Here is a 12,809-nt window from a genome sequence, read left to right as displayed (position 1 = left end):
ATGGCCAAGAACCGCAAAGTCATCATCACCTGCGCCGTCACCGGCGCGATCCATACCCCCTCCATGTCGCCCTATCTGCCGGTGACGCCGGAGGAGATCATCGACGCCGCCGTCGGCGCGGCCGAGGCCGGCGCAGCACTGGTCCATGTCCACGCCCGCAACCCCGTGACCGGCCAGCCCGACCAGTCGCCGGAAGCCTTCGAACCCTTCCTCAAGGTGATCAAGCAGCGCTCGAACTGCGTCATCAACATCACGACCGGCGGCGCCCCGACCATGCTGGTCGAGGAGCGGCTGAAACCCTGCGCCCATTTCAAGCCCGAGGTCGCCTCGCTCAACATGGGCTCGATGAATTTCGGGCTCTACCCGATGCTGAACCGCTTCAAGGAGTTCAAGCACGACTGGGAGCGGCCCTATCTCGAGGGCTCGAACGACCGCGTCTTCAAGAACACCTTCAAGGACATCGAGAACATCCTGACGACCTGCGCCGAGAACGGCACGCGCTTCGAGATCGAGTGCTACGACATCGGCCATCTCTACACGCTCGCGCATTTCGTCGACCGCGGGCTGGTGAAGCCGCCCTTCTTCGTCCAGTCGGTCTTCGGCCTGCTCGGCGGCATCGGCCCGCATCCCGAGGACGTCGTCCATATGAAGCGCACTGCCGACCGGCTCTTCGGCGACGACTATCACTGGTCGGTGCTCGGCGCCGGCCGCCACCAGTTGCCGATCGCGGCGATGGCGGTCGCGATGGGCGGAAACCTGCGCGTCGGCCTCGAGGATTCGCTCTGGCTCGGCCCGGGCCAGCTCGCCAAGTCGAACGCCGACCAGGTCCGCGCCGCCCGCCAGATCATCGAAGGCCTCGGCCTCGAGATCGCCACCCCGGACGATGCCCGCGAGCAGCTCCAGCTCAAGGGCGCCGACAAGGTCGCGTTCTGAGATAGCGCTCGCCTGCATCAGGGCAATCGGGTGACGTTGTTTTTCGGGGTTGCCGACGGGCGCAAGCCCTCCCCCCGCTTGCGGTGGGGAGGGTTGGGTGGGGGGCAGTGCCGCCTAGCGAAAGCTGGGAAAGGCGTAGCGCCCTGCTTTCCGTCCCCCCATCCCTAACCCTTCCCCACCGCAAGCGGGGGGAAGGGAATGAGTCCGGCTTTCAAGCAATTACCTTATCAACCGCATCCGGCGAGGTTGGCTTGCCGGATGGCGGTAGGATAAAGCTCGCGCCGACCCCAGAGCGAACCGGGCCGGCAGCGCAGGTATGCACACTTTCACCTTCATCCTGATCCTGGTCATGGCCGTGGTGGCGTCGCAGCCGCTCACCCGGCTGTTCAGGATCGTCCCGCTCCCGATCGTCCAGATCGCGCTCGGCGCGGCTCTGGCCTGGCCGACCGCCGGCTTCCATACCGCGATCGAGCCGGAGCTCTTTCTCCTGCTCTTCATCGCGCCGCTGCTCTTCGCCGACGCCTGGGAGGCGCCGAAGCGCGAATATCGCCGGCTGCTGCGGCCGATCCTGTCGCTGTCTTTCGGCCTGGTCTTCTTCACCACCCTCGGCTGCGGCCTCGCTCTGCACTGGCTGGTGCCCTCCATGCCGCTGCCGGTGGCCTTCGCGCTCGCTGCCGTGCTGTCGCCGACCGATGCGGTCGCGGTCTCCTCAATCGTCGACAAGGAAACGGTGCCCAAAGGCCTGATGCACGTCCTGGAAGGGGAATCGCTGCTCAACGATGCCTCGGGCCTGGTGATCTTCCGTTTCGCCACCGCCGCGGCGCTGACCGGCAGTTTCTCGCTCTGGCAGGCCTCGCTCGCTTTCCTCTTCGCCGTCGCCGGCGGCATCGCCGCAGGCTTGCTCGCGGTCGTCGTGGTCTCCTGGGCGCTGAAGCTGCTGGCGAAGTTCGATCGGATTCCGCCGGAGGCGCAGGTGCTGGTCATCATGTTCCTGCCCTTCGCCGCCTTCCTCGCGGCCGAGGCCGTGCATGCCTCCGGCGTGCTCGCGGCCGTCGTCGCTGGCCTCACGGCCGGGCGCACGCGCACCGCAAGCCGGCTCAGCGTCTCCGCCTACATGCTCGCCCACTCCTTCTGGACGATGCTCGCCTTCCTCCTCAACGGCGCGCTCTTCGTGGTGCTCGGCCTGCAATTGCCCGCGATCATCCGTGCCGTGCCGCCGGCGCTGACCAGCTCGCACTGGCTCTGGCAGCCGCTCGGCGTCGTCGTCGCCCTGACGCTCTGCCTGATCGTGCTGCGCTTTTTCTGGATCACGGTGGCCATCGCGCTGAGCCGCATCATCGTCCGGCGTCTGCGCCTGGAGCAGTTCCACACCACATTGCGGACGCGGCTGGCCGGCTCTATCGCCGGCGTCCGTGGCGCCGTTACGCTCGCCGGCGTGCTGTCATTCCCGGTGCTGGCGCTCGATGGCTCGCCGTTCCCGGGGCGCGACGTCGCGATCTTCCTGGCCGCCGGCGTGATCCTGCTTTGGCTGGTGATCGCCAGCCTCGGCCTGCCGCCGATCGTGCGCGGACTGGCTGCGGGGCATGGCGCCACTCATGCCACCGAGATGCGGCGGGCGCGGATCGCCGCGACGGAAGCCGCGATCGCCCGGCTGGAGGGCGTCGCCCATCGCGGCGGTACCGACGGCGCCGCCACGGTCGACCAGGCGGTGGCGGAGGGCCTGATCGCGACTTACCGGCGCCGCCTCGCCTTGCTCGACGACGGCAAGACGCCGCAGGAGGAAGCGGCGACCCTGCAAAGGGCCGAGAGCAGCTTGCGGCAAACTGCTTTGGCGGCAGAGCGAGGCGCCCTGCGTGGCCTCCTCAAAAGCGGCGAGATTGACGACGTGACCTTCAACGCTCTGGTGCACGAGCTCGCTCTGCACGACGTGCTGGCCGAGGCGAAGGCCCAGTCGCATTAGAGCCCGGCGCTACGTCCGGGCCGCGAGGATGAACAGGCGCGGGAAGCGCAGCAGCACCTTGCCGTCCGGCTCGACCGGATAGGCCCTGGCGATCTTCTCGCGATAGCTGGCGAGGAAGGCCGTGCGCTCCCCGGCCGGCAGCGGGTCGATATAGGGTTTCAGGCCCGTGCTCTTGAACCACTCGACGATCGCATCGTGGCCGGCGAGCGCGTGGACATAGGTCGTCTGCCAGATATCGACTTCGCAGCCGGCCTCCATCAGCCAGCGCCGGTAGTCCGAGAACGAGCCGATCATCGCCTTCGATCCCCGCGCATTGGCGAGGCGGGTCGCCCACGGCCCCTCGGCAGCGGCCTCGCCCATGGCGACATGCGAGGGCTCGCTTAGATTGTTCGGCATCTGCACCGCGAGGGTGCCGCCCGGCGCAAGTGACCGCGCCAGCCGCGCGAACAGCGCGGGATGATCGGGAATCCATTGCAGCGCCGCGTTGGCGAAGATCAGATCGTAGCGGCCATCCGCCGACCAGCTCTCCAGATCGGCCAATGTGAAGGAGAGCTGCGGCAGGCGCTTGCGTGCCTTCTCCAGCATATCCGGCGAGGAATCGAGGCCTTCCACCGTCGCGCCCGGGAAGCGGGCGGCGACCAATTCGGTGCTGTTGCCAGGTCCGCAGCCGAGATCGATGCAGTGCTGCGGGTCGGTAAGGCGGACGCGCTGGATCAGGTCGAGCGGCGGCCGCGTCCGCTCGTCTTCGAAGCGCAGATACTGGTCCGCATTCCAGTCGACCTTGCCCGTCATCGCGCCTGCTCCGCTTGTGCATTCGGAGCGACGGCCTACGCTCCTACAACGAGCGCATCAAGCCGCCATCGACGCGCAGGTTCTGGCCGGTGATGTAGCCGGCGCCATCCGAGGCGAGGAAGGCGATCGTCGCGGCGATCTCCTCGCTGGTGCCGTAGCGCTGCATCGGCACGCCGTCGCGGCGCTCGTCGGTCTGCGGCAACGAGTCGATCCAGCCGGGCAGGACGTTGTTCATCCGCACGTTCTGCGCGGCGTACTGGTCGGCGAAAAGCTTGGTGTAGGCAGCGAGCCCGGCGCGGAAAACGGCCGAAGTCGGGAACATCGCGCTCGGCTCGAAAGCCCAGGCGGTCGAGATGTTGATGATCGCGCCTGATTTCTGCGCCGCCATCACCGGCGCGACCAGCCGGGTCGGCCGGATCACGTTCATCAGGTAGACGTCGAGCCCGGTGTGCCATTGCTCGTCGGTGATCTCGGTGATCGGCGCGCGCGGGCCGTGGCCGGCGCTGTTGACCAGCACGTCGATGCGGCCAAAGCGCTCCAGGGCCGTGTCGATCAGGCGCTTGAGATCCTCGTTCGACTGGTTCGAGCCGGTGACGCCGAGCCCGCCGAGTTCCTTGGCCAGGGCCTCGCCCTTGCCGGAGGAGGACAGGATCGCGACCTTGAAGCCGTCCTGCGCCAACCGCTTCGCTGCCGCAGCGCCCATGCCACTACCACCAGCGGTGACAACAGCGACTTTTTCTCCTGCCATCTGGAGGCTCCATCTGCTCGGTGGGTTCCAAGAGCAATGCAAGCGGCAAAGCTCATTCTAGCCTTTCTCGCATTGCATGCCTAAACTCGCCAGCGAGTTACACGACGCTCTATCAATAGAAAAACTATCGCATGATTGAGACGCAGCAACGCCTGCCGTCGCTCAATGCGCTACGCGCCTTCGAGGCGGCGGCGCGGCATCTCAACTTCCGCGCTGCGGCCGACGAGCTCGGTGTCACGCAAGGCGCGGTCGCGCAGCATATTCGCGGGCTGGAGAGCGATCTCGGCCTGAAGCTGTTCGAGCGTCGGCCGCGCCTGCTCGCCCTGACCAGCGCCGGGCGCAGCTATGCGACCCATGTCGCCCGCGCCTTTGCCCTCCTGGTCGAGGCGACCGACAACCTTCGTCCGCAGCCCTTGCGGCTAACGATCAGCGCCACGCCGAGCATCGCGGCGAAATGGCTGGTTCCGCGGCTGCCCGATTTCACCGCCGCCCATCCGCAGCTGGAGTTGAACATCCTCGCCAGCGATGCGCTGGCGAATTTCCAGTCGGATGGCGTCGACATCGCCATTCGCCAGGGCCGCCCGCCTTTCGGCCCCGGCCTGACCGCCGACCTGTTGTTCGAGCATGAGATCGTCGCGGCCTGTCATCCCGCGATGCGTCCCACCGAGGAAGACCTGGCGCGCCTGCCCTTGCTGCGCGACGGGCACGATCTCTGGCCGGAATTCTTCGAGCGTGCGCTCGGGCGGCCAATGCCGCTGACGATCCGCAGCACGCGCTTCAACCAGACGGCGCTGGCGATCGACGCCGCGATCGCCGGTCAGGGCATCGCGCTCGCCAGCCGTTTCCTGGTCGAGCCCGACCTCGCCGCCGGCCGCCTCGCTCTGGCGACGTCAGCTAGCATGCGCGGCGGCCTCGATTTCTACGTCGTCTGCGCGCGCAAGCCGCGCCATCCCGAGCAGGCCGCGCTGGTCAGGGCGTGGCTGCTCGCCCAACGCGATTGATCCAAAGAGCCGCTTGCAACATACCAACTGAATGGTATGTATATGCCATGCCACGGCCAACCAAACAGTCCCCCGAACGCGGCAATGCCCGCACGCGCCTCCTCGAAGCGGCGCGCGACGTCATCCGTGCCAAGGGCTTCGCCGCCACCAGCGTCGACGACCTCTGTCGCGCCGCCGATGTCACCAAGGGCGCGTTCTTCCATCATTTCGCCAGCAAGGAGGCGCTCGGCGTCGCCGCGGCCGAGTTCTGGACGCAGGAGGTCACCCCCTTCTTCGCCGCCGCCCCCTATCATGAGCCGGCCGACGCGCTCGACCGCGTCCTCGCCTATGTCGCCTTCCGCAAGGCGATCATCACCGGCGATCTCTTCGAATTCACCTGTCTCGTCGGGACAATGGCGCAGGAGGTCCATGCGAGCGCGCCCGACATCCGCGACGCCTGCGGCCGCAGCATCTTCGGCCATGCCGCGACGCTGGAAGCCGATATCGAGCAGGCCCGCCGCGAGCGCGGCATCACGGCCGACTGGACCGCCGAGAGCCTGGCCCGGCACACCCAGGCCGTCCTCCAGGGCGGCTTCGTCCTGGCCAAGGCCGGGAACCAGCCAGAGCTCGCGCGCGAAAGCCTCGACCATCTCGACCGGTACATCCGGCAGCTTTTCCACGTCGCGGAGGATTTGGCAGCATGAGCCGACGCATGACGATCGGTTGCGCCTGCGGGCATACGCGACTTGAAGTCGAGGGTGAACCGATCCTCGTCTCCGAATGCCTGTGCAACAGCTGCCGGGCGGCGGCGACCCGGTTAGCCAAGCTGCCCGGTGCCCGACGCATCCTGACCGAGTACGACGCGACGCCCAGCGCCGACTATCGCAAGGACCGGATCCGGTTCGTCTCCGGCGCGGAGAGCCTGCGCGAGTTCCGGCTGGCTTCCGATGCCGGCTCACGCCGCGTGGTCGCGACCTGCTGCAACACGCCGGTCTTCCTGGAAATGAAGGGCGCGCACTGGCTCAGCCTCTATCTGCATCTCTGGCCCGAGAACGCCCGGCCGAAAGCGACGCTGCGCACCATGACTGGCGACCTGCCCGATGCATCCGCCCTGCCGGCCGACATCCCCAACCTGAAGAGCCATACGATCTCGTTCTACGCGAAGCTCCTGACGTCCTGGATCGCCATGGGCTTCCGCAATCCGAAGATCACCATCGCGGGGACGGTCGATGCCTGACGACAAGATTGACATCGAGAACGTCAACAAGCCCGGCAAGTCCGAGCGGGTCGACCGCGGCAAGTATACGGCGATGCGCAAGGCACTTCTGTCGGTCCTGCCGGAGGAGGCGCCCGGCCTGACCGTACCCGATGCGAAGGAGGCGCTGCTGCCCCTCCTGCCAGACGATCTCTTCCCGCAGGGCAATACCGCCGGCTGGTGGCTGAAGGCCGTCCAGCTCGACCTCGAGGCGAAGGGCGTGATCAAGCGCGCCCCGCGCAAACCGATCCATCTCTACCGGCTCGCGACGGCCTGACCTCAGCCCGCCTCCGCGAACGCCTTCGCCAGCACAGCTGCCGCCTCGTCGAGCTCGGCCGTCTCATGGGCGGCGCTGACCTGCAGCCGCAGCCGCGCCTCCCCCTGCGCCACGATCGGGAACGAGACCGCCGGGGCGAAGACACCGGCACGGGTCAGGCGCGTGGTGATGGCGCGGGCCCTCTCCTCGCCGCCGATCTTGACCGCGGTAATGGCGCTGGCGCTGTCATGGCAGGCGAGCGCGTAGAAGTGCAGCGCCTCGCGCAAATGGGCGACATTGCGCCAGAGCCGCTCGCGCGGGCCGGGATCGTCGCGGCAGATCTTCAGCGCGGTCAGCGCAGTCGCGGCATTCGCCGTCGTCATGCCCATGGTGAAGATCCAGCTGCGCGACTGCGCCTTGAGTTTCTCGATCAGCAGGCGCGGGCCGGCGACAAAGCCGCCGCTGGCCCCGCCGAGCGCCTTTGACAGCGAGCCGGTCAGCAGCATGTCGGGCGCGCCATTGGCGAGCCCGCAAAGCGGCGCGGTGCCGGTGCCACCCCGCCCGACCACGCCGGTCGCATGCGCCTCGTCGATCATCAGCAGCGCGTCGAATTCACGCGCCAGTGCCCGGATCTCGGGGAGCGGCGCAGCCCCGCCCTCCATGCTGAAGATGCCGTCGGTGACGATGAGGCGCCGCTTGGCCCGTCGCGTCCCCTCCAGCGCCCGGCGCAGACCGGCGACATTGCGGTTCTCGTAGGTCTCGACATCGGCACGGCTCAGGCGGCAGCCATCGATGATGCTGGCATGGTTCAGCCGGTCCGAGATGATGACGTCGCCGGCGCCGACCAGCGTCGTCAGCACCCCACCATTGGCGCTGCCGCCGGAGGAGAACAGCGCCACCGCCTCGACGCCGAGGAAGGAGGCGAGGTTCTCGGCCAAGGCCTCGTGCAGCGGCGTCGTCGCGAAGACCGGATAGATGCCGGTCCCCGTCCCATAGAGCCGCATCGCCTCGTTGGTCGCGGCGAGCACGCGCTCATCGGTCGAGAGGCCGAGATAGTCGTTGGCGCCGAGCATGATCGTGTCGACGCCGTCGAGCAGGATGCGCCCGCCACAGCGACGCTCGATCATCCGGCGAGGGGGCACATGCGCGTTCATGGCGCAGACTTCGGCAGCGCGCCCGCGACGAGGTTCTGCCAGTAGCGCAGCACATGCGGGACGATCGCATCGTTGAAGACATAACGGTCGCCGTGCAGCCCTTCGCCGGGACCGACCTCGCCGGCGCCGATCCAGGCATAGCAGCCACTCGCGGCGCGGATCATGAAGGCGAAGTCCTCGCAGCCCAGGCTCGGCTTGAACTCGGCCATGACATTCTGCGGCCCGACAGCCGCAGCTGCCGCCCGCACCGCCAATGCCGCCGCCTCATGGGTGTTGATCACTGGCGGATAGCCGCGCTTGTAGTCGAGCGTCGCGCTCAAGCCATGCGAGGCGGCGACACCCTGCGCGATCTCACCGATGAGCCTCTCGCAAAGATCGGAGAGCGCCGGGTCGAAGAAGCGACATGTCCCCTGCAGCCAGACCTCCTTCGGCACGATGTTGCCGACATTGCCGCCATGGACCTGCGTCAGGCTGACCACGATCGGCGTCTGCGGATCGACCGCGCGCGCGACGATGCGCTGCACGCTCTGGATGAAGGCCCCGGCGGCGAGGATCGGGTCGTCGCCGAGATGCGGCATGGCGACATGGGCGCCGAGCCCAAAGAAGCGCAGTTCGAAATTGTCGACCGCCGCCATCTGCGCCCCCGTGCGGGCAGCGATCGTGCCGAAGGGCACGCCCGGCCAATTATGCACGGCATAGACCGCCTCGACCGGGAAGCGCTCGAACAGCCCGGCCTCGATCATCTTCATGCTGCCGCCCTCGTTCTCCTCGGCCGGCTGGAAGATGAAATGGACGGTGCCGTCGAAATCCGGGTTCTGGCTGAGGAGACTCGCGGCCCCGAGCAGCATGGCGCTGTGGCCGTCATGGCCGCAGGCATGCATCACGCCCTCTTTCGTCGAGGCGTAGGGCAGGCCGGTGCGCTCGATGACCGGCAGCGCATCGAGCTCGGCGCGCAGGCCGATGGCGCGCTTGCCGGAGCCGGCGCGCAGCGTGCCGACCACACCGGTGCCGCCGATGCCCTCCTGCACCTCGAGGCCGAAGGAGCGCAGTTTCTCGGAAACGAAGCGGGCGGTCTCGACTTCCCTGAAGCCGAGCTCGGGATTGGCGTGGATGTGGTGGCGCCAGGCGACGACCTCTGGTGTCAGCGCGGCGATCGGGTCATTGTGCAGCATGGTTCTCTCCTGTCCCGCATGGATTAGGAGAGCGGACCGGGCAGCGTCTTGAACCAGATTGACCCAATCGGATCCGATCCATGAGCGAGCCGCGACAGGAGACGCAGGAATTCTGGCGCCACGCCGCCTTCCGCGAGCTCGGCCTGCTCAAGGCGCGCTTTCGCAAGCATCGCTATGATCGCCACACCCATGACGGCTACGTCATCGCGCTGATCACCGAGGGCTGCGAGCGCGTGCGCGTCGGCCGCCAGGAGGTGCTGGCTCCGGCCGGCTCGGTGCTCGTCGTCAATCCGGAGGAGTGGCATGACGGGCAGGCCGGTGCCGAGCAGGGCTGGGCCTACCGGACTTTCTATCCCTCGGTGGCGCTGCTGTCGGACATCGCGACCGAACTCGGACAGCCCAATGTGCCGCTCTTCCCGCAGGCCCTGCTCGACGATCCCGAATTGGTCCGATTGCTCGCCGCGGCCCATGCGGAATCGACCTCGCCGGAAGCCACCCGTGCGGAAGCCTCCCTGCTGACCGCGCTGCGTCGGCTGATCCTGCAGCATGGCGACAGCGATCGGCAGGTCGAGCCGCTCGACCGCTCCGGCTCGCGGCGCCGCTTCCCACGCTACGAGCAGGTGATCGAGGATGGGCTCGCTGGCGAGATCGACCTGCAAGGGCTCGCCATGGCCGCCGGCGTCACCCGCTTCCAGGTCATCCGCGACTTCAAGAAGCTCACCGGCGCGACGCCGGCCACCTTCATCCGCGACCGCCGCCTGCGCCGCGCCAACCGGCTGATCCGGGAGGGCGCCAGCCTGGCGGACGCCGCCTTCGCCGCCGGCTTCGCCGACCAGAGCCACCTCTCGCGCAGCTTCCGCGCCGTGCACGGCATCACGCCCGGCATGTTCCGCAAGGCGGGCTGAGCGGTCGCCGTCTCGTGAAGGAACCATCGCCTGGCTCCGCGGCTTCCGTTTCGGGAGACGCCTGAACCGGAGAGCCAGCCATGCCGAAAGTCGTCAGCAAGGAGGATTTTCCGGTCGGCCGCGTCCGGCAGTATCTCGAGCCCGGGCCGATCGTGCTGGTCTCCTCGCGCCATCGCGGCAAGGACAACATCATGACCATGGGCTGGCACATGGTGCTGGAGTTCTCGCCCTCGCTCGTCGCCTGCCTGATCTCCAGCGGCAACCACAGCCACCGCATGGTCAGGGACAGCGGCGAATGCGTCATCAACCTGCCGACGACCAAGCTGACCGAGCAGGCGATCGGCATCGGCAATTGCTCGGGCGCCAGCACCGACAAGTTCGAGAAATTCGGGCTGACCGCGCAGCGGGCACACGCCGTCAAGGCGCCGCTGATCGGCGAGTGCCATGCCTGCTTCGAATGCCGCATCCATGACGAGGCGCTGATCGAGCGCTACGACCTCTTCATCCTCGAAGTGGTCAAGGCGCATGTCGCGCCGCGCCCGCTGCATCCGAAGACGCTGCACTATACCGGCAACGGCATCTTCATGACCGCCGGCAAGGTCATCGACGAGAGCGCCAGGTTCGAGCCGTTCATGCTGCGGCCCTGAACGGCTCCGCCGTCAGAACTTGTAGGCGAGGCTGGCCCGCACCGCATGCGCCGACGGCTCGTGCTCGACCGTGCGGCCGAGATAGGCACCCGCCCCGACATGGTCGAACTTGCCAAAGTCGGTGTAGCGATAGTCGAGACCGAGGATGAGGTTGTCGGTCAAAGCGTAGTCGACGCCGCCGCCGACGGTCCAGCCGGTCTTCGAGGCGCTGATCGTCTCGCTCAGCCCCCCAAGCGGCGTGACATAGGCATATTCGAGCTTGCTGAAGGCCGCGCCGGCAGTGGCGTAGACCATGACGCGATCCAGGCTGTAGCCGAGGCGAGCGCGTACCGAACCCTGCCAGTCCTGCCGCACCCGGACCACGCCGCCGGCGTCGCCCTGCCCGGCATGGGCATTCATGCCTTCGATGTCGCCCTCGACGCCGAGCACGACCACCCCGAGCTGATAGTTGAAGCCGAGGCGGGCGCCGCCGATGAAGGAGGATGGGCTGTAATCGAAGGAGCGACCGAGCGGGGCCTGGCCGGCGGTGGAAAATTCGCTCGCCCGGTCGGAGCCCCAGGAATAGCCGACCTGGCCACCGACATAGACACCGCTCCAGTTGTAGAATGTCGGCAGCTCCGGCGCCGGCGGGAGGAGGCCCTTCCTCGGCAGGTCAGCCGCCAAAGCGGCGCCGCCTGCCAACAGGGCGATGGTTGCGACAGCGGCTTTGAGAAGCGTCTTCATCGAATTCTCGGCTCGAGCGACGGCTGTTTCGGGCGGAGAATCCGGCCGTTGCCGCAGTGGCGTCAGGAGCGGCATTATGAAAATGTTAAGGTTAACGAACCTCTAAGCGGCCCCATCGCGACCGCCCGTCCGGAACGAAAAAGCACGCCGGGACGTTGGCAGCGCGACGGGGCAGTCTGGGATTAGCTGCCCCTGGACCGGAGCGCGCATGGCTTATTTCAAGCGACTGACCGGCGCCGCCGGGCTCGCGGCCATGGTCGCCGGCTATGTCCACGGCCTGGTCTCGCGCCGGGTCGGCGAGCCCTTGCGCCAGGCGAGGCGCGGACGCGGCGCCAAGAGCCCGATCACCCTGCCCTGGCGCGGCTGGAAGGATGTGCTGCTGCGCTTCAGCGCCCGCATCCAGGAAGCACGCGTGCTCTCGCTCGCCGGCGCCGTCGCCTTCTTCACCTTGCTCTCGCTGGTGCCGGCCCTGTCGCTGCTGGTGACGCTCTATGGCATGCTGACTGCCCCGGCGACCATCGTCGGCCAGCTCGACGACATCACCATCGTCTTGCCGCTGGCGGCGCGCGAGCTGATCCGCGAGCAGGCGGTCAGACTGGCGGGCCAGGACGCAGCCAATCTCTCGCTGACCTTCTTCATCAGTTTCCTGGTCGCGGTCTGGAGCGCCAATGCGGCGATCAAGGCGAATTTCGACGCGCTCAATATCATCTATGGCGTGAAGGAGCGCCGCGGCTTCATCCGGTTGAACCTGATCTCGCTGGCGACGACGCTGAGCGGGCTCTTCGTCCTGATCCTGGCGCTCGCCCTGATCGCGAGCCTGCCGGTGGTGACCGCGCTCTTTCCCTTCGGTCACGAACTCGAGGTCGTGATCCGTTGGCTGCGCTGGCCCGCCTTCTTCCTTATCGGCGTCGTCGCGATCGGCTGCCTCTATTGGATCGGCCCGGCCCGCAAGCCGCCACGCTTCGCCTGGGTGCTGCCCGGCGCCATCGTCGCAGCGCTGCTCTGGCTCGCCTGTTCGGTCGGCTTCTCCTTTTATGTCAGCACGCTCGGCCGCTACACCGCGACCTATGGCTCATTGGCGACCATCGTCGTGTTCATGACCTGGCTCTGGCTCTCGGCGATCATCGTGCTCGGCGGAGCCGAGCTCAACGCCGAGCTCGAACACCAGAGCCGCTATGGCTCGGCCCCCGCGCCGGTGACGCAACTCACCCGCAGCGCGCCCGGCCGAGGCTAAAGCTGTCGGCTGGAGCACGATGCCACAGCGGCACCCGCTTGACCTGGCCC

14 protein-coding genes are annotated in these 12,809 nt (G+C 67.6%); 9 read left to right on the top strand and 5 right to left on the bottom strand.

What is annotated here, in order from left to right; translation table 11 throughout:
* On the top strand, nt 1-933 hold the full coding sequence (locus ACSQ24_RS01825) for a 3-keto-5-aminohexanoate cleavage protein (RefSeq protein ID WP_436093035.1): 933 nt from the start codon (nt 1-3) through the stop codon (nt 931-933).
* A gap of 316 nt (nt 934-1,249) precedes the next feature.
* Complete coding sequence (locus ACSQ24_RS01820; protein ID WP_436093034.1) at nt 1,250-2,893, top strand: Na+/H+ antiporter; 1,644 nt, start codon at nt 1,250-1,252, stop codon at nt 2,891-2,893.
* Between the two features lie 9 nt (nt 2,894-2,902).
* On the opposite strand, the gene tam is transcribed toward ACSQ24_RS01820, so the two are convergent.
* Nucleotides 2,903-3,685: a trans-aconitate 2-methyltransferase gene (tam, locus tag ACSQ24_RS01815; protein WP_436093033.1), complete on the bottom strand. Its 783-nt coding sequence runs from the start codon at nt 3,683-3,685 to the stop codon at nt 2,903-2,905.
* A 43-nt stretch (nt 3,686-3,728) separates the two neighbouring features.
* Nucleotides 3,729-4,433, bottom strand: a complete 705-nt coding sequence (locus ACSQ24_RS01810; RefSeq protein ID WP_436093032.1) for an SDR family oxidoreductase — start codon at nt 4,431-4,433, stop codon at nt 3,729-3,731.
* 131 nt (nt 4,434-4,564) lie between these two features.
* Between ACSQ24_RS01810 and ACSQ24_RS01805 the strand changes: the two genes are divergently transcribed.
* From ACSQ24_RS01805 to ACSQ24_RS01790, 4 genes are read left to right on the top strand one after another with little or no spacing between them, the layout of a single operon-like run.
* Complete coding sequence (locus ACSQ24_RS01805; RefSeq protein ID WP_436093031.1) at nt 4,565-5,434, top strand: LysR substrate-binding domain-containing protein; 870 nt, start codon at nt 4,565-4,567, stop codon at nt 5,432-5,434.
* 47 nt (nt 5,435-5,481) lie between these two features.
* A complete protein-coding gene (locus ACSQ24_RS01800; protein ID WP_436093030.1) occupies nt 5,482-6,117 on the top strand; it encodes a TetR/AcrR family transcriptional regulator in 636 nt (211 codons plus the stop codon).
* Nucleotides 6,114-6,650, top strand: a complete 537-nt coding sequence (locus tag ACSQ24_RS01795) for a GFA family protein (RefSeq protein WP_436093029.1) — start codon at nt 6,114-6,116, stop codon at nt 6,648-6,650. The genes ACSQ24_RS01800 and ACSQ24_RS01795 overlap by 4 nt, the downstream gene beginning before the upstream one ends.
* Nucleotides 6,643-6,945, top strand: coding sequence for a DUF6958 family protein (locus tag ACSQ24_RS01790; protein WP_436093028.1), 303 nt, complete (start codon nt 6,643-6,645; stop codon nt 6,943-6,945). Before ACSQ24_RS01795 ends, ACSQ24_RS01790 begins: the two co-directional genes overlap by 8 nt.
* 2 nt (nt 6,946-6,947) lie before the next feature.
* Here the strand turns inward: ACSQ24_RS01790 and ACSQ24_RS01785 are convergent, their stop codons facing one another.
* A complete protein-coding gene (locus ACSQ24_RS01785; RefSeq protein WP_436093027.1) occupies nt 6,948-8,078 on the bottom strand; it encodes an aminotransferase class I/II-fold pyridoxal phosphate-dependent enzyme in 1,131 nt (376 codons plus the stop codon).
* Complete coding sequence (locus ACSQ24_RS01780) at nt 8,075-9,250, bottom strand: amidohydrolase (protein WP_436093026.1); 1,176 nt, start codon at nt 9,248-9,250, stop codon at nt 8,075-8,077. Before ACSQ24_RS01780 ends, ACSQ24_RS01785 begins: the two co-directional genes overlap by 4 nt.
* 80 nt (nt 9,251-9,330) lie before the next feature.
* On the opposite strand from ACSQ24_RS01780, the gene ACSQ24_RS01775 reads away from it, so the two are divergent.
* Both ACSQ24_RS01775 and ACSQ24_RS01770 read left to right on the top strand, forming a co-directional pair.
* Complete coding sequence (locus tag ACSQ24_RS01775; RefSeq protein WP_436093025.1) at nt 9,331-10,155, top strand: AraC family ligand binding domain-containing protein; 825 nt, start codon at nt 9,331-9,333, stop codon at nt 10,153-10,155.
* Between the two features lie 80 nt (nt 10,156-10,235).
* Nucleotides 10,236-10,802 carry a flavin reductase family protein gene (locus tag ACSQ24_RS01770; protein ID WP_436093024.1) on the top strand — a complete coding sequence of 189 codons (567 nt, stop codon included), beginning with the start codon at nt 10,236-10,238 and terminating at the stop codon, nt 10,800-10,802.
* Nucleotides 10,803-10,814: 12 nt separating this feature from the next.
* Here ACSQ24_RS01770 and ACSQ24_RS01765 read toward each other — a convergent pair whose 3' ends face one another.
* Nucleotides 10,815-11,525 (bottom strand): outer membrane protein, encoded by a 711-nt coding sequence (locus ACSQ24_RS01765; protein WP_436093023.1) that lies wholly within the window; start codon nt 11,523-11,525, stop codon nt 10,815-10,817.
* Nucleotides 11,526-11,733: 208 nt separating this feature from the next.
* Between ACSQ24_RS01765 and ACSQ24_RS01760 the strand changes: the two genes are divergently transcribed.
* Nucleotides 11,734-12,759, top strand: a complete 1,026-nt coding sequence (locus ACSQ24_RS01760; protein ID WP_436093022.1) for a YihY/virulence factor BrkB family protein — start codon at nt 11,734-11,736, stop codon at nt 12,757-12,759.
* Nucleotides 12,760-12,809 lie beyond the last annotated feature (50 nt).

It is taken from the genome of Allobosea sp. LjRoot237 (assembly GCF_964253285.1).
Lineage (GTDB): Bacteria > Pseudomonadota > Alphaproteobacteria > Rhizobiales > Beijerinckiaceae > Allobosea.
Note: the sequence above shows the minus strand (reverse complement) of the source record. Positions and strands in the feature narration are given on the sequence as shown.